The 18,118-nt window shown below is 65.2% G+C and carries 19 protein-coding genes; 12 read left to right on the top strand and 7 right to left on the bottom strand.

Annotated features, from left to right (window positions below; genetic code table 11):
- The first annotated feature begins 96 nt into the window (after positions 1–96).
- The 4 genes from DJFAAGMI_RS17780 (at position 97) to sorU (ending at position 2,927) form a co-directional block, all read left to right on the top strand.
- The gene (locus tag DJFAAGMI_RS17780; RefSeq protein WP_003059952.1) at positions 97–657 is read left to right on the top strand and encodes an RNA polymerase sigma factor; all 561 of its coding nucleotides are present in this window, start codon (positions 97–99) and stop codon (positions 655–657) included.
- Positions 654–1,241 (top strand): hypothetical protein, encoded by a 588-nt coding sequence (locus DJFAAGMI_RS17775; RefSeq protein WP_211458138.1) that lies wholly within the window; start codon positions 654–656, stop codon positions 1,239–1,241. Before DJFAAGMI_RS17780 ends, DJFAAGMI_RS17775 begins: the two co-directional genes overlap by 4 nt.
- Before the next feature lie 48 nt (positions 1,242–1,289).
- Complete coding sequence (gene sorT / locus DJFAAGMI_RS17770; RefSeq protein WP_211458137.1) at positions 1,290–2,501, top strand: SorT family sulfite dehydrogenase catalytic subunit; 1,212 nt, start codon at positions 1,290–1,292, stop codon at positions 2,499–2,501.
- 90 nt (positions 2,502–2,591) lie between these two features.
- Positions 2,592–2,927, top strand: a complete 336-nt coding sequence (gene sorU, locus DJFAAGMI_RS17765; RefSeq protein ID WP_019042914.1) for a SorU family sulfite dehydrogenase c-type cytochrome subunit — start codon at positions 2,592–2,594, stop codon at positions 2,925–2,927.
- Positions 2,928–2,933: 6 nt separating this feature from the next.
- On the opposite strand, the gene DJFAAGMI_RS17760 is transcribed toward sorU, so the two are convergent.
- On the bottom strand, positions 2,934–3,686 hold the full coding sequence (locus DJFAAGMI_RS17760; RefSeq protein ID WP_211458136.1) for a class I SAM-dependent methyltransferase: 753 nt from the start codon (positions 3,684–3,686) through the stop codon (positions 2,934–2,936).
- Between the two features lie 205 nt (positions 3,687–3,891).
- Between DJFAAGMI_RS17760 and DJFAAGMI_RS17755 the strand changes: the two genes are divergently transcribed.
- A complete protein-coding gene (locus tag DJFAAGMI_RS17755; protein ID WP_003059943.1) occupies positions 3,892–4,515 on the top strand; it encodes a tetratricopeptide repeat protein in 624 nt (207 codons plus the stop codon).
- Positions 4,516–4,561: 46 nt separating this feature from the next.
- Positions 4,562–5,389, top strand: coding sequence for a hypothetical protein (locus tag DJFAAGMI_RS17750; RefSeq protein ID WP_003059942.1), 828 nt, complete (start codon positions 4,562–4,564; stop codon positions 5,387–5,389).
- A gap of 84 nt (positions 5,390–5,473) precedes the next feature.
- Here the strand turns inward: DJFAAGMI_RS17750 and DJFAAGMI_RS17745 are convergent, their stop codons facing one another.
- Positions 5,474–6,901 (bottom strand): FAD-binding oxidoreductase, encoded by a 1,428-nt coding sequence (locus DJFAAGMI_RS17745; RefSeq protein ID WP_211458135.1) that lies wholly within the window; start codon positions 6,899–6,901, stop codon positions 5,474–5,476.
- 291 nt (positions 6,902–7,192) lie between these two features.
- Here DJFAAGMI_RS17745 and DJFAAGMI_RS17740 point away from each other — a divergent pair, with 291 nt between their 5' ends.
- Positions 7,193–8,191: a Bug family tripartite tricarboxylate transporter substrate binding protein gene (locus DJFAAGMI_RS17740; RefSeq protein ID WP_050873103.1), complete on the top strand. Its 999-nt coding sequence runs from the start codon at positions 7,193–7,195 to the stop codon at positions 8,189–8,191.
- A gap of 15 nt (positions 8,192–8,206) precedes the next feature.
- The gene (locus tag DJFAAGMI_RS17735) at positions 8,207–9,178 is read left to right on the top strand and encodes a BMP family lipoprotein (RefSeq protein WP_211458134.1); all 972 of its coding nucleotides are present in this window, start codon (positions 8,207–8,209) and stop codon (positions 9,176–9,178) included.
- Positions 9,179–9,202: 24 nt separating this feature from the next.
- On the opposite strand, the gene DJFAAGMI_RS17730 is transcribed toward DJFAAGMI_RS17735, so the two are convergent.
- Positions 9,203–9,571 (bottom strand): EF-hand domain-containing protein, encoded by a 369-nt coding sequence (locus DJFAAGMI_RS17730; RefSeq protein WP_043003328.1) that lies wholly within the window; start codon positions 9,569–9,571, stop codon positions 9,203–9,205.
- A 184-nt stretch (positions 9,572–9,755) separates the two neighbouring features.
- Between DJFAAGMI_RS17730 and DJFAAGMI_RS17725 the strand changes: the two genes are divergently transcribed.
- Positions 9,756–10,322 carry a cob(I)yrinic acid a,c-diamide adenosyltransferase gene (locus DJFAAGMI_RS17725; protein WP_149355367.1) on the top strand — a complete coding sequence of 189 codons (567 nt, stop codon included), beginning with the start codon at positions 9,756–9,758 and terminating at the stop codon, positions 10,320–10,322.
- A 21-nt stretch (positions 10,323–10,343) separates the two neighbouring features.
- On the top strand, positions 10,344–11,252 hold the full coding sequence (locus tag DJFAAGMI_RS17720; RefSeq protein WP_211458133.1) for a LysR substrate-binding domain-containing protein: 909 nt from the start codon (positions 10,344–10,346) through the stop codon (positions 11,250–11,252).
- A gap of 10 nt (positions 11,253–11,262) precedes the next feature.
- Here the strand turns inward: DJFAAGMI_RS17720 and DJFAAGMI_RS17715 are convergent, their stop codons facing one another.
- Positions 11,263–12,486, bottom strand: a complete 1,224-nt coding sequence (locus DJFAAGMI_RS17715; RefSeq protein WP_211458401.1) for a D-amino acid dehydrogenase — start codon at positions 12,484–12,486, stop codon at positions 11,263–11,265.
- A gap of 270 nt (positions 12,487–12,756) precedes the next feature.
- On the opposite strand from DJFAAGMI_RS17715, the gene DJFAAGMI_RS17710 reads away from it, so the two are divergent.
- Together DJFAAGMI_RS17710 and DJFAAGMI_RS17705 are read left to right on the top strand one after the other, a co-directional pair.
- Positions 12,757–13,638: an amino acid ABC transporter substrate-binding protein gene (locus tag DJFAAGMI_RS17710; protein ID WP_043003247.1), complete on the top strand. Its 882-nt coding sequence runs from the start codon at positions 12,757–12,759 to the stop codon at positions 13,636–13,638.
- 1 nt (position 13,639) lies between these two features.
- Positions 13,640–14,368, top strand: a complete 729-nt coding sequence (locus tag DJFAAGMI_RS17705; protein ID WP_211458132.1) for an aspartate/glutamate racemase family protein — start codon at positions 13,640–13,642, stop codon at positions 14,366–14,368.
- A 166-nt stretch (positions 14,369–14,534) separates the two neighbouring features.
- Here DJFAAGMI_RS17705 and DJFAAGMI_RS17700 read toward each other — a convergent pair whose 3' ends face one another.
- From DJFAAGMI_RS17700 to boxB, 3 genes are all read right to left on the bottom strand, one after another.
- The gene (locus tag DJFAAGMI_RS17700) at positions 14,535–15,137 is read right to left on the bottom strand and encodes an HD domain-containing protein (protein WP_211458131.1); all 603 of its coding nucleotides are present in this window, start codon (positions 15,135–15,137) and stop codon (positions 14,535–14,537) included.
- Positions 15,138–15,272: 135 nt separating this feature from the next.
- Entirely contained in the window at positions 15,273–16,574 is a 1,302-nt protein-coding gene (gene boxA / locus DJFAAGMI_RS17695) for a benzoyl-CoA 2,3-epoxidase subunit BoxA (protein ID WP_211458130.1), read from the bottom strand.
- 108 nt (positions 16,575–16,682) lie between these two features.
- Entirely contained in the window at positions 16,683–18,107 is a 1,425-nt protein-coding gene (gene boxB, locus DJFAAGMI_RS17690) for a benzoyl-CoA 2,3-epoxidase subunit BoxB (protein ID WP_211458129.1), read from the bottom strand.
- Positions 18,108–18,118: the final 11 nt, after the last annotated feature.

Here is an 18,118-nt window from a genome sequence, read left to right as displayed (position 1 = left end):
CAGCGCTGCGGGTCTTCTCTTCCCGTCTCCGGGGGCCTGCGAAAAATATTTGCGGCGGCATGGAATGAAAGCAGCAGGCCAGCGCTCTCTATCACCATGATCTTCTCTGCCGAGTCGCGCTACAACCAGTGGGTGCGCGAGCATTACCGCTTCTTGCTGCGCAGTGCCTGGGCACTGACGGGCTCGCGCGCCACGGCCGAGGATGTGGTGCAGGACTGCTTCACCAGCGCCTGGCGTTTTCGCCACCAATTGCGCGACCAGAGCATGGCCCGGGCATGGCTGTTCCAGATCATGCGCCGCCATGCCTTCAGGCATTTCGATCCCGGGCAGCTGCAGGCTCAGCCGCTGGACGAGTCCTGCGAGCAGGGCGTGAATCACCATGAGGCACTCGATGCGCAACTGGACGTGGTCAAGGCGCTGAGCCGCATCGCCCCCATCCATCGCGAAGTGCTGGTGCTGTACTACTTTGACGACATGCCCACGGCCCAGATGGCCGAGGCGCTGGATATTGCACCGGGCACCGTGCTCTCGCGCCTGGCGCGGGCCCGTGAAGCGCTCAAGACGGTGCTGCAGGAGCCGGCGCGCCATCCCGCCGGGGCCGCCATCGAATCTTGCGCTGCTGCCAGCGTGATACCGCTGAGAAAGCGCGCACCATGAAACACCAAGACCGCCCCGAAGACACCGATTTCGACCTGCGCGCCCGTGCCGAGCTGGCGCTGGCCTTCGAGCCTGGCGAGCCTCCGGCCCATTTGCTGCGCCACACGCCCTGGCATGCCCGCCGTGGGCTGCAGGCGTTGTGTGCGGCAGCGATCCTCGGCAGCGCCGCATGGGGCAGCGTGCTCGGCCTGCGTCCGCCGCAGATGGTGCGCTCGGCCATCGAGCATGAGTACTACGAGCGCACGCTGCGCGGCCAGTTCATTGCCGAAGCCGAGATGGCCCGGCACATGGACTGGCCCGCCGACCGCAAGCTGCCCGGCTACACCCAGCTCATGCGGCCCTGCGACATCGACGGCAGCCGCGCCTATCACCTGACCACCTTTTTCGAGAAAGGCGGCATCGTCACCGTGCTGGCCTTCGAGCAGCCCCAGCGGATTGCCGACGGACAGGGCTGGTGGGCCAACAGCTACTGGCAGGTGGTGCGCTCGCGCGAAGGCCGCCCGCTGGTGCTGATTGCGCAGAAGAAACAGGCTCTGGCCGTGGCATCACGCGCCCTGGGAGCCCCCGAGAAAGTCGATGGCTGAACCGGATCTCTGGCCCTGCTCATTCACCACAAACAACGAGGAGACATCATGCACCAACCCACATCCCTGCCGCGTCGTCGCCTGCTCGCGGGTAGCGCCAGTGCACTGGCTGCGGCCGGTCTGGCCAGCTTCCAGGGCCAGGCCATGGCACAGGCAGCTGCGCCTGCCGCCAGGCCTCTGCCCGGTTATGCCGGCTTCAAGAATGCCGATGCCGTGATCGTGCACAGCTCCACCACCATCGAGACCCGGCGCAGCGCGTTTGGCTCCAGCGTGGTCACTCCCACCAGCCAGCTCTATGTGCGCAACAACCTGCCGACGCCGCCCGAGAGCATCGTGGCCGACCGCGATGCATGGGCGGTGCAGATCGATGGCGTGAACCGGCCTCGTCAACTGAGCCTGCGTGAACTCAAGACCATGGGACTGGAGACCGTGACCATGGTGCTGCAATGCTCGGGCAACGGCCGTGGCTTCTTCCCCTCCAAGCCCAGCGGCACGCAATGGACCGTGGGCGCTGCAGGCTGTGTGGTCTGGAGCGGTGTGCCCGTGCGCGATGTGGTCAAGGCCCTGGGTGGCATGGCCGGCGGCATGCTCTACATGACGGGGACGGGCGGCGAGGTACTGCCTGCAGGCCTGGACCCCAAGAGCGTGCTGGTGGAGCGCTCCGTGCCCCTGTCGGCCATGGAAGACGCGCTGCTGGCCTGGGAGATGAACGGTGAGCCCGTGCCCCTGGCCCACGGCGGACCGCTGCGCCTGATCGTGCCGGGCTACACCGGCGTGAACAACATCAAGTACATCAAGCAGCTTGCTTTTACCGCCAAGGAAAGCGAAGCGCACATCATGTCGCACGGCTACCGCATCTCGCCTCCGGGCAGCAAGGGCGATCCCAGCCAGCCGTCGGTGCAGGAGATGAGCGTCAAGTCCTGGATCAACAGCCCCATTCCCGAAGACGGAAACCGGGCCGCCGGCCTGGTACAGATTCAGGGAGTGGCCTTTGGCGGAATGCATGCCATCAAGGGGGTGGAGGTCTCCATCGACGGCGGCAAGAGCTGGAAGCAGGCCCGTCTGGTGGGCCCCGATATGGGCCGCTATGCCTGGCGTCAGTTCGTGCTACCTGCCCAGCTGCCCAAGGGCACCTACCAGCTGGCCAGTCGCGCAACCGACGTCAGGGGCAATGTGCAGCCCGAGACGCGCGGTGAAAACCAGAGCGGCTACAACAACACCAGTTGGGCCGACCACGCGGTCACCGTCACCGTGGCCTGAGCGCCGCACTCGCTGCCCATGCCGGGCGCCAAAGAAGGGGGCCCGGCCATGGCTATCCAAACCACGATGCATCGCATTTCCCCAAGAACAATGATGAAGACAAAACCCACCCTCGCTGCCCTCTTGCTGACCATCCTGGCAGGCACTGCTGCCCATGCCGATCAGGCCGCCCAGATGGCGCGCGGCAAAGAGCTGTTCACCACGGCTGCCGTTCCTGCCTGCGCGGTGTGTCATACCCTCAAGGATGCCGGAGCCGAAGGTGCCATCGGCCCCGTGCTGGACGAGCTGCAGCCCGATGCGGCCCGTGTGGCACGTGCCCTGAAGGATGGCATCGGTGCCATGCCCTCCTTCAAGGCCACGATGAGCGAAGCCGACATCGCTGCTGTTGCTCTCTATGTGAGCAAGGCCAGCGGCGCAGCCAAATAAAGCGACTCAGCCGCGTTCTGCGTCATCCAGAGGCATGGCGTAAATCCAGACCTTGTGGCGGCTATTGCCTTGCAGGCAGGCCGTCGCTTCCACGCCGGGCAGCTGGAAGTCCAGGCTGACCAGCCAGCTGCCGGGCTGCATCTCGGTGGCGGCCTTGACGGCGGCGCGGCCCATGCTCTCGGGCCGCTGGAACAGATAGACCAGCTGATAGCCGCTCCAGTCGGCCAGCCAGATATCGCCACGCCGCACGCGTGCCCAGGGGCAGCGCAGGGTACTGGCAATCACCAGCGGCCAGCTCCACTCCAGGCCCTGGAGACGGGCCTGCGGCAGCTCGCTGCGCAGCGCGCGCAGGCCGTCGCCCATGCCGCAGCCGGCATCCAGCACCGGTGCCTGGTCGGGCAGCTTCACGATCTCTGCCAATCCTTTGAGCGCATGCAATGGCGTCGGAAAGACGGGAGCATCGCGCCAGGCATTGAGCGGGTAGATCAGCAACAGCAAGGCCAGCGGCAGCAACCATCCCCATGCGGGCAGCTGGCTGGCGCTGAGCACCAGAAACGACAGCGGAAAGCCCGCGGCAATCAGCAGGCGGCGCCACCAGCTGTTGCCCCAGAGACTGGCGGCCGAGCTGGCGGCACCCGCCAGCAGCAAGGCCAGCCACCAGACGACGATATGGCCGAGCGCAAAGAAGGCGACCCAGGCCAGCAGCCACGTCAGCAGCGCAGGCAGAGGCCATACCAGGAAAGACGATTTGTTTTCCATCAGATTGTTAATTTTGTGAAGGATCTTATGCAGGTGTGCGACCGGGTGATGCAACGCAAGTACTCACTGCATCGCCACTTGTATATTGTGCAAATTACCCCCCCAAGGAGGGGTATGCGGGCGTTCATCTCGCCGTAAAAATTACCATTTTTTGCTTATGTATACTTTTCGGCTTTCACCGGCGGAAAATCAAGAGGAGTGATTCATGCGCCTGGCTCTACCAAGCCTTTCATTGGCAGCTCTTGCGCTGACGGCATGCGCGGCACAGACGCCGCAGGATCAGCTGGCACCTGCGTCGCCCACGGTGCGTCTGTGCGAAGGCAACAACTGCTCCGAGCTGCCGCGCAATGTCGCGACCTTCCGTGGCGAGCCGGTCAACCCGGAAGCCGAACGCCGCCAGGCCGCCCTGGTGCAAAGGGCCGAAGCCGATCTGCAGAAGACCCAGGCCGACCCTCGCGCCGCCTATGATCTGGGTCTGCGCTATCTGCGCGGCGACGGTGTGGAGCGCAACAGCTATCAGGCCATCGAGTGGATGCGCAAGGCCGGCGATGCCGGTCATGGCCCGGCCCAGTTCGCGCTCGGCCGCCTGTATCTGCTGGGTTTTGAAGAAATGGGTCCGGACCCCGCCGAAGCCGAGGCCTGGCTGTCGCGCGCCGCCGCCAAGGGCTTCAAGGAAGCCAAGTCTCTGCTGCCCCAGGCGCAGGCCGCCAAACAGAATGCTCATGCTCGCTATCAGGCCATCGAGGACGAACGCAAGTCCTGGAATCGCTGGTACGTGAGCGCGCCCTACTACCTGGTGTGGGGCTCGTCGGGCTGGTATTACCGCTGAAGCGCGTCGAGCGCCTCAACATTTTTCATTTGTAGAAAGCATCTCTATGTCCAAGAAGACAACGCTGCGTCTGGCAGCCATCGCATCGGCCCTGGCACTGGGCGGTTGCGTGACCCCCGGCGGCGGCACCATTTCCACCGGCACGGCTCCCACGGCTGCCACGGGCGCAGCGGGCGGCGCTACCAGCGTGAATGCCAACGCTTCTCTCGAGCGTTGCGACGCTCCTCTGGGCACGCTGGCCGTTGACGACGGTCGCGGCAAGGAGTGGTATGCGAGCTTCGGCGCGGCCACCAAGATCACCACCATCGAGCCTCTGATCCGTCTGGCCGTGCAGCAGTCCAACTGCTTTGTGATCACTTCGGTGGGCAACAACCGCACCGAAAGCAAGATGTCGGCGATCACCGACAAGCAGCGCAATTCCGGTGAATTCCGTGCCGGCTCCAGGCAGCAAAAGGGCCAGCGCGTGGCTGCTGACTACTACATGGAGCCCTCGATCATCATTGACAACGATGCCACCGGCCAGCTGGCTGCCGGCGTGGGCGGTCTGTTCGGCAACGTGGGCACGCTGATCGGCGGCGCCATGCAGAGCAAGGCTTCGGTGGTGACGCTGAGCATGTTCGACATCCGTTCGGGCGTGCAGATCTCCATCTCCGAAGGCAACTCCACGGCTACCAACTTCGGCGCTGCACTGGGTGCCTTCGGCGGCGGCGTGGGCGGCGGTCTGGGCGGTTTCTCGCGCACACCCGAAGGCAAGGCCACCGTGGCTGCCTTCATGGACGCTTACAACAATATGGTGATCTCGCTGCGCAACTACAAGGCACAGGAAGTCAAGGGCGGCCTGGGTCGTGGCGGTCAGCTCAAGGTCGGCAAGTAAAGCCTCGATCCGAGAACAGAAAAGGGCCTGCAACTGCAGGCCCTTTTTCATGGTTGGGGCGTTTTCAGCCAGCGCTAGCAAGGCTCACTGCAGCTGAAAGATCTTGCCCGGGTTCAGGATGTTCTTGGGGTCCAGAGCCTGTTTGATGGCACGCATCATCTGCACCGCACCGGCTCCCGCCTCTTCGAGCAAAAAGCCCTGCTTGTGGATACCGATGCCATGCTCGCCCGTGCAGGTGCCGCCCAGCGCAATCGCGCGTGCCACCAGCGTGTGGTTGAGTTGCTCGGCCTGCTCGCGCTGGGCGTCGTTGTCGGGGTCGATCAGATAGCCGAAGTGGAAGTTGCCGTCGCCCACGTGGCCGACCAGGAAGTAGGGTATGCCGCTGGCATCGGCCTCGGTCACGCATTCCAGCAGCGCATCGGCCAGGCGGCTGATGGGCACGCAGGCATCGGTGGTGATGCAGCGGCAGCCAGGCACGCTGGAGACGGCCGCGAAATAGGCGTTGTGGCGGGCGGTGAACAGACGCGTGCGGTCCTCGGGGCGCTCGGCCCATTCAAAGGCATTGCCGCCGAATTCATGGGCAATGTCCTGAACCATCTCGGCCTGCTCCTTCACGCCCGTGGGCGAGCCGTGGAACTCCATCAGCAGCATGGGCTCCTCGCGCAGGGACAGCTTGCTGTAGGCGTTGACCATGCGTACGGAATTCACATCGACCAGCTCCACGCGAGCAATGGGAATGCCCATCTGGATGGTCTGGATCACCGTGTGCACGGCGTTTTCGATGCTCGAAAAAGAGCAGATGGCTGCGCTCACCGCTTCGGGCAGCGGGTAGATGCGCAGCGTGATCTCGGTGAAGATGCCCAGTGTGCCTTCGCTGCCCACCAGCAGGCGCGTCAGATCGTAGCCGGCAGCGCTCTTCTTGGCGCGGTTGCCGGTACGCACCACTTCGCCATTGGCCGTCACCACTTCCAGGGCCAGCACGTTCTCGCGCATGGTGCCGTAGCGCACGGCATTGGTGCCGCTGGCGCGGGTCGAGGTCATGCCGCCGATCGATGCGTCGGCACCGGGATCGATGGGGAAGAAGAAGCCGGTGTCCTTGATGGCCTCGTTCAGGGCCTTGCGCGTGATGCCGGGCTGCACGGTGATGGTCAGGTCTTCGGTGTTGACCGAGAGCACGCGGTTCATGCGGCTGACGTCGATGGTGATGCCGCCCTGCACGGCCAGCAGATGGCCTTCCAGCGACGAGCCGGCGCCATAGGCAATCACGGGCACGCCGTACTGGTCGCAGAGCCTGACGGCGTCCTGCACGTCCAGGGTGGATTCGGCAAACACCACGGCTGCCGGCGGGGGCGCGGCAATCGCGCCTTCGTCGCGGCCATGCTGCTCGCGCACGGCCAAGGCCGTGGAGCACTGGCTGCCGAAACGTGTTTGCAGAGCCTGCAGAAACTCTTCGGGAATGGGGCGCTGCACGAAATCGGGCTGCAGCGAGGTATGGGCAACGGGTGCGTTCATCGGGGTCTCCAGAGGAGAAAAAGAATACCACCAGGTCCGATCCGGGCGTGTACGTATTGCGCACTAGGCCGGGGAGCACGAGGCTGCGGCGGCTGGTTTTGCACATGCCTTGGCAGACATCGTGGCTTTCGCGGCAGCGCAGCCGCCTTGCGCGGGCACATAGATAAGTTTCGCCCTAGCTAATGAGAATTCAGTGTTTAGGGTTTGTGCCGGGTGTGCCTATATTGGCAAGCCTCATGGCGTGCGCTGCAGAGCTCGCTTCAAACCAAAAGCAGTTCGGAGGGCGGAGCTATGCGCGATACGGGTCGCAGATCATTCATTCAGGGGCTTGCCGGGGTGTCGGCGGCAGGCATGCTGGGCGCGGCATGGCATGTGCGTGCAGCGCAGACGCAGGCCTGGCCGGTGCGGCCCATCAAACTGGTCGTGACCTTTCCGCCGGGCGGTTCCAGCGATATCGTGGCCCGGGTGCTGGCTCCCGCACTGGCCGAGAAGCTGGGCCAGAGCGTGGTCATAGACAACAAGCCCGGTGCGGGCTCGTCGATTGGCGCGCAGATCGTGGCGCACAGCGCCAACGACGGCTACACACTGCTGGTATCCAATTCGGCGGCACTGTCGATAGCGCCATCGCTGCTGCAAAGCCCTGGCTACGACCCCTTGCGCAGCTTCGAACATCTGGCCTACATCGGCGCAGTGCCCACGGTGTTTGCCGTGCACCCTTCGGTGCCCGTCAACAGCCTGAGCGAGCTGGTGAGCTGGATCAAGGAGCAGCCTGCTCCCGTCGCTTTTGGCAGCGGCGGCGCCGCTTCGGTAGGCCATCTGGTGGGCGAGCAGTTTGCGCAGACGCTCAAGCTGTCCATGGAGCATGTGCCTTACCGCGGCGCCGGCCCCATGCGTGCGGATCTGCTCAGCGGCCATATCAAGCTGGCCATCGATGCGCTGCCGCAGAACATCGCGCTGCACAAGCAGGGCCGGCTCAAACTGCTGGCGCTGACATCCTCACGCCGCGTGGCGCAGGCACCGACGGTGCCCAGCGTGGCCGAACTGGGACTGGCACAGCTGGTCTCGGAGAACTTCGTCGGCATCTCGGCACCGGCTGGCCTGCCCAGGGCTCTGGCCGAAAAAATCGCCAGCGCGGTGCGGCAGATCAGTGCGCGTCCCGAGTTTGCGCAGACGCTGGAAGCCCAGGGATTCGTGACCCGGGACATGGAATCCAAAGCCTTCACCCAGCTGATTGCGGACCAGCATCTGGCCTGGGGAGATATCGCGAAGAAAACAGGTGCAAAACTTTAAGCAGAAGAGACAACGATGAGCAGCGAGAAACTGTATTCACCCCGTAAGCCACGCTATGCCGTGGTGCTGTTTGGCCCCGAAGGACAGGGCAGTTTCAACGAGTCGGGACTGCGCGGAGCGCACAAGGCCAGAGAGGCCGGCCACGAGGTCGATGTGCTCTGGGTGGCCGGCCAGTCGGCCCAGCAGCGTGCTGCCGAAATGTCCGCATTGTGCGGTGGTCGCTACGCGCTGATTCTGGCGCATGGCGGTCAGGGTGACGGTCCGGTGCAGATACTGGCCGAGCGCTGGCCCGAGCAGGCCTTTGCGGTTACGCAGGGCAGCTGGACGGCAGCCAATGTGGCGCGTTACGAGGTGCTGCAGGAGCAGTCGGCCTTCCTCGCCGGGGTGCTGGCCAGCCAGTGGAGCAAGACGGGCAAGGTGGGGCATTTCTCGGGCGAGAAGGTGCCGCCGGGTCTGCGTGGCCGCGCGGCCTATGCGGATGGTCTCAGGCGTGCCGGTTTTGAGGGGCAGCTCGTCACCCAGTTCTGTGGCCACCAGCATCGTCCGGGCTGGGCCCGCACCTGTGTTTCGGCGATGGTCGAGAAGACGGACCTGGACATTGTGTTTGCCATGCTCGATGGCGGCCGCCCCGGTGTGACGCAGGCCTGCCGCGCACATGGCGTGGCGCAGATCGGCAATGTGCTGGACTGGGTGGCGCGCGACCCCGAGGTGTTTGTAGCCTCGGCGATCTGCGACTCCGGCGAGGCCTTGTTTCGCGCCGTCGAGGACCATGCACGGGGCCTGCTGCCGCTGGGTGGCTATCGTGCCTTCGGCCTCGAGGAGCCGAGTCTGGTTCGGCTGGAAATGGGGGCCGGGGTGAGTGCTGCGCAGCGCAGCCTGGTCGAAGACTGGGCGCAGCGCCTGCTGCGCCGCGAGTTCGAGATTCGCCTGGACTATGCCGGGGCCGAGTTTGCCTTGCCGCAGGAGGAACTCAGCGCTGCGGCGTGATCCGGAAATCGCCGCGGCAAGGCCTCAGTACTGCTGAGCTCCCTTGTCGAATTCGGCGCGTGACAGCTGGCCGTTGCGGTCGCTGTCAATCTCTTCGAAGCGCTGGGAAATGGCGGGCAGCTGGCGCGCTTCCTGCGCACTGAGCTGACCGTCGCGATTGGCGTCGGCACGCTCGAAGGCCGCCTGCACGCTGTTCTTGGCGGTGGGGGCCTGCTGCACGCCGGTGGCCGCGCCCGATTGCACGATGCGCGCCGGTTCCTTGTTCTCGCCGGCATTGCCGCTGCCGGTTTGCGCAAAAGCCATGCCCCCGCCGAGGGTGAGTGCGGAGAACAGCACCACGCTGACGACTTCGAATGACGAGACCTTGCAATTGAGCAGATTCTTCTTGTTCATGAATGGCATTCCTTCTCTATGCGATAACAGGAGTGCATTGCACCCTGTGAGGCGGCAAAGGGCCAGCACTTTTGCCTGCTGTTGCCTCAGACTACATTTGCCTGCGGGCTGTAACGCACAATGGCGGCCGTATCTGAGGGCCGTGCCGGCCCTGAAAAATCGCAGCTTTGACAAGGGATGACCCATGGGCAACCGCCTCACGCAAATCGCCACCCGCACCGGAGATGACGGAACCACCGGCCTCGGAGACAACACCCGCGTTTCCAAGAACAGCGGCCGCCCGCATGCCATGGGCGATGTGGATGAACTGAACTCGCATATCGGTCTGCTGCTGTGCGAGCCGATGCCCCAGGATGTGCGCGACCTGCTGATCGACATCCAGCACCAGCTGTTCAACCTGGGTGGCGAGCTGTCCATGCCGGGCTATGAGCTGCTCAAGGACGATGCGCTGCTGCAGCTCGACAACGCACTGGCCCACTACAACGCACAGTTGCCGCGCCTGCAGGAGTTCATCCTTCCGGCCGGCACGCGCGCTGCCGCGCAGGCCCATGTATGTCGCACCGTGGCGCGCCGTGCAGAACGCCAGGTGGTGGCGCTGGAGCAGGCCGAGGCCATGCGAGCCGCTCCGCGCCAGTATCTGAATCGCCTGTCCGATCTGCTGTTCGTGCTGGCCCGCGTGCTCAACCGCATCGACGGCGGCGACGATGTGTACTGGAAGAGCGAACGCCTGGCGCGCGCCCAGTCCGAGTGAATAAGGGGCGGGAGGCGGAGCATGCGTCTGCGACATATCGAAGTCTTCAATGCCGTGATGCAGACCGGCAGCGTCAGCGCGGCTGCGCGCCTCATCAACGTCACCCAGCCCGCGGTCAGCCGCACGCTGCAGCATGCCGAGTTGCAGATGGGCTTTGCGCTGTTCCAGCGCGCGCGGGGGCGGCTGACGCCGACCAATGAAGCGCTGGCCCTGTTTCCGCATATCGAGAAGCTGTTCGAGCAGCTCGACGAGGTGCAGCGTCTGGCCGCCAACCTGCGCCACGGCCAGTCGGCCGACCGGCTCAATGTGCTGACGGTGTTTGCGCTCAGCCGCGAGGTGCTGCCGCGCGCCGTGGCGGGCTTCAGGCGTCGCCATCCACAGGTCCAGGTGCACGTGCAGGCGCTGCACACGCCGCAGGTGGTGTCGGCCCTGCTGCTGCAGGAGGCCGATGTGGGCTTCGTGATCAGCTCCGCGGGCCAGCCCGCGCTGGAGCACGAACTGCTGGCCGAAGTCGACATGTTCTGTGTGTTGCCCAAGGGACTGCTGCCGCCTTCGCGCGTGCGCGCCGAAGGCATGGAGCTCAAGGATCTGGCCGAGCTGCCTGTGGTCGCGCTCGATGCGCGCGACCCGCTGGGCATGCGCCTGGGTCAGGCCTGCCGCGAGCATGGCGTGGGGCTGTCGCCCGTGGTGACGGTGCAGACCTACCATGCGGCGCTGTCCATGGCCGAGTACGGGCTGGGCGCGGCCATCATGGACGGTTGCACGGCCCTGGCGGCCGACCGGCGCCGTGTGCACGTGGTGCCGCTGTTGCCGCGCATCACCGTGGGCGTGAACGCGCTGAGCCTGCCCCAGCGCCCGGGATCGGTGCTGGCGCGTGCCATGACCCAGGAAATGCACAAGGCTCTGCGGGAGCTTCTGAACGCCTCCTGAGCAGGCCCGTTCAGGCTGCGTGCATCTGCGCGGCCAGCCGCTGTGCCGAGCCGAAGGCCAGCGTCAGGCCCAGCGCGCCATGACCAGTCTGCAGCCACAGATTGCGCGGTCCGCCGCGCTGGCGGCCGGTGATGGGCAGGCCCGTGGGGGTGGCCGGGCGCATGCCGCTCCAGGGATGCAGCGAGCCCTGCAGCGGCAGCTGGGCAAAGACCTGCTGGGTGGAGCGGCGCAGACTGTCGATGCGGGCCGGATCGATGCGTGTGTCGCGGCCGATGATTTCCACCATGCCGGCCACGCGCAGGCGCTCGCCAAGGCGCGCGAACACCACCTTGCGCGCGGTGTCGGTCACGCTCACGCGTGGCGCGGCATGGGTGTGGTCGGCCGGTATGTCCACGGTGATGCTGTAGCCCTTGAGCGGATAGACGGGAATGCGCAGGCCCAGCTGGCGTGCATGGGCCGGGCTTTCCCAGCCGCTGGCCAGCACGTAGTGCTCGGCCTGCAGCAGGCCTGCGGTGGTGCGCAGGCCGGTGACGGCGTCGCCCTGGCGTTCGAAGCCCAGCACCTCGGTGTCGTAGCGCAGCTCGGCGCCGCGTGCGGTCAGCAGCGCCGCCAGCTGCTCGCACAGCTGGCGGCAGTCGGCGGCGCTTTCGCTGGGGGTATGAACGGCGCCCGCCATGCGGCCCGCGTAGCCTGCCAGCGCGGGCTCCAGGCGCACGGCGACTGCCGCATCCACGACCTGCTGGCTGGCGCCGCCAAGGCGCGATTGCAGGGCCACCTGCCGGGCCGCTGCATCCAGGCCCTGCTGCGTTTGGTACAGCACCAGCTTGCCCGGCGTGTGCAGTGCGCAGCTCAGGGATTCCTGCGCCTGCAGACGCTCGAAAGCCTGCCGGCTTTCGGCGGCCAGCCTCAGCAGCGCCTGCGTGCCGGCCATGGAGGCGCGCGCATTGCAGGCGCCCAGAAAGCGCAGTCCCCAGGCCCATTGGGCGGGATCGGCGCGCAGGCGCAGGGCCAGCGGCGAGTCCTTTTCCAGCAGCAGCTGCGGCAGCATCTTCCAGATGCCGGGATCGGCCAGCGGCTGCACATAGGAATAGCTGAGCTGCGCGCCGTTGCCGCCGCTGGCGCCCGCTGCCGGGCCAGGCCCGCGTTCCAGGACCGTGATCCGGCAGCCCGCGCGCTGCAGCGCATAGGCAGTGGCCAGGCCGACGATGCCGGCGCCCACGATGCAGACATGCATTGATCGTTTCTCCATGCTGTCGCACTGTAGGCCCGTGCGGGGCCGGGCAGCCATGGTATTTGGCATGCAGGGTATGCACCCAGGTTATGGCCTGCCCGCGCGATGCGTGCGGCCGGGTGGCCCTCGGTCGCGGTGTTTACCCGGAGCATGGCGGTGCCTGCGCAGCTACCCATAAACCAGAGGCATGGACCAGCCCGATATTGTCATCTTCCGCAGCCGGGCGCGCTTTCTACACTGGCGGCACATCCACCACCGAAGAGGAGACACCGCATGCAACTTCACTCCACCGTGCTTTGTGCGGCACTGGGCCTGGGTTTTCTGGGCGCTGCCCATGCCGATACCCTGGCCAAGGTGCGCGACAGCGGGCGCATCACGCTGGCCTACCGCGAGTCCTCCGTGCCCTTCAGCTACCTGGACAACGGCAAGCCCATCGGCATGACCGTGGAGCTTTCGCAGGCAGTCGCCGAAGCCGTGAAGAAGGTGCTGAACCTGCCCGCGCTGGAGGTGCGCTGGCAGGCGGTGACCTCGCAGAACCGTATGCCGCTGCTGGCCAACGGCACCATAGATCTGGAGTGCGGATCGACCACCAACAACACGGTGCGAGCCAAGGAGGTGGGCTTTGCCATCAATCACTTCTACACCGGCACGCGGCTGCTGGTGAAGAAGAGCTCGGGCATCCAGAGCTATGCCGACCTCAAGGGAAAGACAGCGGCTATCACCACCGGCACCACCAATCTGCAGGTGCTGCGCAAGGCCAATGCCGAGCAGGGCTGGGGCATGAACATCGTCATGGCCAAGGACCATGCCGACGGCTTTCTGCTGGTCGAGAACGACCGCGCCGCGGCCTTCGGCATGGACGACATCCTGCTCTACGGCCTGATCGCCAACGCTAAGAATCCCAAGGATTTCCACGTCGTGGCCGATGCACTGCAGGTCGAGCCCTATGCCTGCATGCTGCGCAAGGACGACCCGCAGTTCAAGCAGCTGGTGGATGGCGTGATCGGCGACATGATGAAGTCGGGCGCCTTCGCCAGGCTCTACGACAAATGGTTCATGCAGCCCATCCCGCCCAAGAACGCAGCTCTGGGTCTGCCCATGAGCGAGCAGCTGCAGCGCAACGTGCAGGAGCGCGGCGACAAGCCGGCGTTCTGAGATGCAGGCGGTCGGCATTCTCGGCGGTATGGGGCCTGCAGCGGGCGCGGATTTCGTGCGCCTGTTCGTGCAGGCCTGCACCCGGCACCTGCAGGGCCAGGGCCTGCCCGTGCACGACCAGGCCTATCCCGAACACTGGCTGGTGCAGCTGCCCATGCCCGATCGCACGCAGGCGCTGCGCAGCGATCCGCAGTCCCCTGCGGGCCCGGCTGCGCATCTGCTGCAGGGTGCGGGCCGGCTCGCGGCCCTGGGCGTGCGCAGCATGGCCCTGGCCTGCAACACGGCCCATGCCTGGCATGGGCAGATACAGGCGCTTTTCCCGCAGTTGCGCGTGCTGCACATCGCGCAGCAGACGGCGCTGCACCTGAAGGCAGGCGGCGCGCGCCAGGCCCTGGTGCTGGCCACGGACGGCACCTATGGCAGCGGGCTCTACGACGCGGCGCTGGCCGATTGCGGCATTGCCGCACTGCGGCCCGGACCGGCGGGTCGGGCCCGGCTCATGCAAGGCATCTACGAGGGCGTGAAGCAGGGCGATATGCCGCTGGCCGTGCAATGCTTCGGCGAGGCGCTGGCACCGCTGCTGCAGCGCCATGGCGCCGTGCCCGTGATCATGGGCTGCACCGAGATTCCGCTGGCCCTGCCGCAGGCATCGCAGGCCCGCGGCGCCGAGCTGGTGGACCCGGCCTGGATACTGGCCTGTGCGTTGGCACAGGACGCCTACGCGCATTAGCTGCGACGGCAGCACGCTTGCGGAGCGGGCCAGGACGCATCAAAAAGATGAGCTGCAACCGCCTGTGGAAAAACAAATATGGATCGAATCATTTCCAGGTTTGTTGATGGGCGGGCGATAACAGCTCATTTTTTTATGATTGCTGCAGGCGCCATGCCGGCGTGTGCTACGACTTCCGGGCGTCCTGCATCGTTGATTCCATGGCGGCCTTGTAGATGCTTTGCCGGGGCCGCTGCATCAGGCGGCGCAGCATGGGCTCGAATTCGCTCAAGGGCAGGGTCTCGGCCCGGGGATCAAAGGCCGGGTTGTCATAGAGTTCGCAGAACTCGGCCGTGCGCGTGTAGTGCGGATGCTCCCGGAACTGCTCGCGCATGTCCCTGTCCAGGCCGATGTGATGGAAGAAATAGTGACCCTGGAAGATGCCGTGATGCTGGACCATCCAGTGATTGGCCTCGTTCACAAAGGGCTGGAGAACCGCTGCGGCTATGTCGGGGTGGTTGAAGGACCCGAGGGTGTCGCCAATGTCGTGCAGCAGTGCGCACACCACATACTCCTCGTCGCGGCCGTCGCGCAGCGCGCGCGTGGCGGTTTGCAGGGAGTGGGTATAGCGGTCCACCGGAAAGCCGCCATAGTCGCCTTCCAGCAGCTTCAGATGGGCCATCACCCGATCGGGCAGGCCGCTGGTGAAGTGTGCGAATTCGCCGCCGATCAACTGCCAGTCTTCACGCGTGCTGTCTTGCATGCGCAGAAAGTTCGCCCGTGCATTCATGCCATGTCTTTCGTGGGTTATGGTCGTTGCACTGTAGGGCGCCGGCAGGGGCTGCGCTGTCAAGGGCATGACATGCAGCAGCCGCCTTGATGCGCGGATCCTGTTGGCCGCAGACGGGGGCGAGGACTGCAGGCGTCAGTAGGTTTCCAGGTGCAGACGTCCTTCGCGCTTGAGCCTTGAGCCCAGTTCGTCCCAGCCCAGTCCTGCTTGCTGGGCCACATCACGCAGGGCCAGCACGACGCCGTCCTCCATGCTTTTGAGACCGCAGACATAGATGTGCGTGTTGTCGTCGCGCAGCAGCTCCATGAGGTCGGCCGAGCGCTCACGCATGGCGTCCTGCACATAGCGCCTGGGCTGGCCGGCCACGCGCGAGAAGGCGAAGTTGATGTCGATGAAATCCTTGGGCAGGTTCTGCAAGGGGCCGAAGTAGGGCAGCTCCTGAGGCGTGCGCGCACCGAAGAACAGCAGCAGTTTGCCGCTGTCGAACTTGCCGCTCTTGCGCAGGCGGCGGCGCCACTCCGTCATGGCGCGCATGGGCGCGCTGCCCGTGCCGGTGCAGATCATCACGATGTGCGAGCGCGGGTGGTTGGGCATGAGAAAGCTGCTGCCGAACGGACCGATGACCTGCACCTTGTCACCTACCTGCAGATCGCAGAGATAGTTGCTGGCCACGCCGCGCACGGGCTGGCCCTGGTGATCCTCGACCACGCGTTTCACGGTCAATGCCAGGTTGTTGTAGCCGGGGCGCTCGCCGTTGCGGGCGCTGGCAATCGAGTACTGGCGCGCCACATGGGGCTTGCCGCCGGCATCCACACCGGGCGGGACAATGCCCAGCGACTGGCCTTCGAGCACCGGAAAAGGCATGGCGCCGAAGTCCAGCACGATATGGTGGGTCTCGTTGTCGAAGCCGGCTTCCGTGCAGTTCAGATTGCCCACCACCGTGGCCTTCACCGGAGCCTTGGGACCATGCAGATTGGTGTAGGCATGGGCGGCAGACCAGGGCGGTGTGGTGGCGCCATAGCTGGCTGCGCGAAAGACTTCCGCAGCGCCGCTTTCGGCCAGACCGGCAGCGGCCGCAATCACGGCCTGGGCCTGGCTCAGGTCCTGCACATCGACGGCATTCTCGGCCGTCTGCGCGGCGGCCAGCACATCGGCAGAAAGTTCTTCGGGCAGGCTCTCCCAGCCCAGTTGCTCGGTCACGCTGTAGGGCTTGCTTGCCGACACCAGGCGCCAGTTGTCGATGGAGCCGGTGGGGCAGGGCGAGATGCAGTCCATGCAGCCGTTGCACTTGTCCGCCATGACTACATAGTTGTTGTCGTCATGCGTGATGGCGTCCACGGGGCAGGTCGCCTCGCAGGTGTTGCAGCGAATGCAGATCTCCGGGTCGATCAGATGCTGCTTCAGGATGCCGTTTTCAATCAGCGTGATGGTGCTCATTTTGTTCTCCAAACCGTGGCAACCCAACTCAGTGACATCGAGCAAGGGTCGCCCCGCCGCGAGGATGTCGTCCCCCTTGGGGGAAGCGGCTCAGCCGCTCAGGGGGTATCAAAATTTCACGTACTCGAAGTCCACGGGCTGGCGATTGATGCCCATGACGGGGGGCGCAATCCAGCCGGCGAACTTGCCCGGCTCCAGGCATGGCTTCATCAGCGATGCGACAAAGCTGCGGTCGTCGTCGCTGGCCAGCCACTCGCTCTTCCTGGTCAGCCATTCCTGCTCGCTCACGGGGCGGCCGTCGGGGCTGATGCGCACGCCTGCCAGCGCGCCGATCTGGCGGTTGAAGGCCTTGTGCGGCACCGTCAGGCGAAAGTCGATGCCGGCCTTTTCCATCACCTTGTTCCAGCGGCCCACACCGGCATTGCTGTCCTTGATGTAGTCGTCGCGCAGCACCTCGTTCAAGGCGTTGAGCATGGGCACTTCCTTCTCCTGCAATTTGCCGTCCACCACTTCCAGCACCTTGTAGTTCTGCTCGTGCAGCTTGTGGTCGTCCTCGCGCTTGCCTTCTTCGTAGCGGCCCTTGAGGCCCGAGCTGTAGAAGGTGGCGGCATTGCTCGACTGGTCGGCGCCGAACAGGTCGATGGTCACGCTGTAGTGGAAGTTCAGATAGCGCTGGATCGTGGGCAGATCGACGACGCCCGCATTGCGCAGCTTGTTCACATCGTCGGTCTTGAGCTCGTTCATGACCTGGCAGGTGCGTGCCAGAACGCGCGAGACGCCGGACTCGCCGACGAACATGTGGTGCGCCTCTTCGGTCAGCATGAATTTGGTGGTGCGCGCCAGCGGGTCGAACGCGGATTCGGCGAGCGCTGCGAGCTGGAATTTTCCGTCTCTGTCGGTGAAGTAGGTGAACATGAAGAACGCCAGCCAGTCCGGCGTTTTTTCATTGAAGGCGCCCAGAATGCGCGGGTTGTTTTCATCGCCGCTCTGGCGCTCCAGCAGGGCCTCGGCTTCCTCGCGTCCGTCACGCCCGAAATGCTTGTGCAGCAGGTAGACCATGGCCCAGAGATGGCGGCCTTCTTCCACATTGACCTGGAACAGATTGCGCAGGTCGTACATGGACGGCGCAGTCAGGCCCAGGTGGCGCTGCTGCTCCACCGACGCAGGTTCGGTATCGCCTTGCGTGACGATGATGCGACGCAGGTTGGCGCGGTGCTCGCCGGGCACGTCCTGCCAGGCCTTCTCGCCCTTGTGATCGCCAAAATGAATGCTGCGTTCCTGATCCGCCGGGTTCAGGAAGATGCCCCAGCGATAGTCACGCATCTTGACGTAGCCGAACTGCGCCCAGCCCTGCGGATCCACGCTCACCGCGGTACGCAGATAGACATCGTAGTTGGTCGATCCTTCCGGGCCCACATCGTCCCACCAGCGGATGAAGCTGGGCTGCCAGCTCTCCAGCGCACGCTGCAGCGTGCGGTCACCGCTGAGGTCCACGTTGTTGGGAATCTTCTGGCTGTAGTCGATGCTGCTCATGGGGAGTCTCC

Origin of the sequence: Comamonas brasiliensis (assembly GCF_018292285.1) — a bacterium.
In the GTDB taxonomy this organism is placed as follows: domain Bacteria; phylum Pseudomonadota; class Gammaproteobacteria; order Burkholderiales; family Burkholderiaceae_C; genus Comamonas; species Comamonas brasiliensis.
This window is presented reverse-complemented; position numbering and strand designations above follow the sequence as displayed.

Coding starts and splice junctions, on each gene's coding strand:
- sorT (WP_211458137.1), top strand. CDS start 1,290: ATGCACCAACCCACATCCCTGCCGCGTCGTCGCCTGCTCGCGGGTAGC.
- DJFAAGMI_RS17725 (WP_149355367.1), top strand. CDS start 9,756: ATGGGCAACCGCCTCACGCAAATCGCCACCCGCACCGGAGATGACGGA.
- DJFAAGMI_RS17740 (WP_050873103.1), top strand. CDS start 7,193: ATGCGCGATACGGGTCGCAGATCATTCATTCAGGGGCTTGCCGGGGTG.
- DJFAAGMI_RS17780 (WP_003059952.1), top strand. CDS start 97: ATGATCTTCTCTGCCGAGTCGCGCTACAACCAGTGGGTGCGCGAGCAT.
- boxB (WP_211458129.1), bottom strand. CDS start 18,107: ATGAGCAGCATCGACTACAGCCAGAAGATTCCCAACAACGTGGACCTC.
- boxA (WP_211458130.1), bottom strand. CDS start 16,574: ATGAGCACCATCACGCTGATTGAAAACGGCATCCTGAAGCAGCATCTG.
- DJFAAGMI_RS17735 (WP_211458134.1), top strand. CDS start 8,207: ATGAGCAGCGAGAAACTGTATTCACCCCGTAAGCCACGCTATGCCGTG.
- sorU (WP_019042914.1), top strand. CDS start 2,592: ATGATGAAGACAAAACCCACCCTCGCTGCCCTCTTGCTGACCATCCTG.
- DJFAAGMI_RS17775 (WP_211458138.1), top strand. CDS start 654: ATGAAACACCAAGACCGCCCCGAAGACACCGATTTCGACCTGCGCGCC.
- DJFAAGMI_RS17700 (WP_211458131.1), bottom strand. CDS start 15,137: ATGAATGCACGGGCGAACTTTCTGCGCATGCAAGACAGCACGCGTGAA.
- DJFAAGMI_RS17750 (WP_003059942.1), top strand. CDS start 4,562: ATGTCCAAGAAGACAACGCTGCGTCTGGCAGCCATCGCATCGGCCCTG.
- DJFAAGMI_RS17720 (WP_211458133.1), top strand. CDS start 10,344: ATGCGTCTGCGACATATCGAAGTCTTCAATGCCGTGATGCAGACCGGC.
- DJFAAGMI_RS17760 (WP_211458136.1), bottom strand. CDS start 3,686: ATGGAAAACAAATCGTCTTTCCTGGTATGGCCTCTGCCTGCGCTGCTG.
- DJFAAGMI_RS17745 (WP_211458135.1), bottom strand. CDS start 6,901: ATGAACGCACCCGTTGCCCATACCTCGCTGCAGCCCGATTTCGTGCAG.
- DJFAAGMI_RS17710 (WP_043003247.1), top strand. CDS start 12,757: ATGCAACTTCACTCCACCGTGCTTTGTGCGGCACTGGGCCTGGGTTTT.
- DJFAAGMI_RS17705 (WP_211458132.1), top strand. CDS start 13,640: ATGCAGGCGGTCGGCATTCTCGGCGGTATGGGGCCTGCAGCGGGCGCG.
- DJFAAGMI_RS17715 (WP_211458401.1), bottom strand. CDS start 12,486: ATGCATGTCTGCATCGTGGGCGCCGGCATCGTCGGCCTGGCCACTGCC.
- DJFAAGMI_RS17730 (WP_043003328.1), bottom strand. CDS start 9,571: ATGAACAAGAAGAATCTGCTCAATTGCAAGGTCTCGTCATTCGAAGTC.
- DJFAAGMI_RS17755 (WP_003059943.1), top strand. CDS start 3,892: ATGCGCCTGGCTCTACCAAGCCTTTCATTGGCAGCTCTTGCGCTGACG.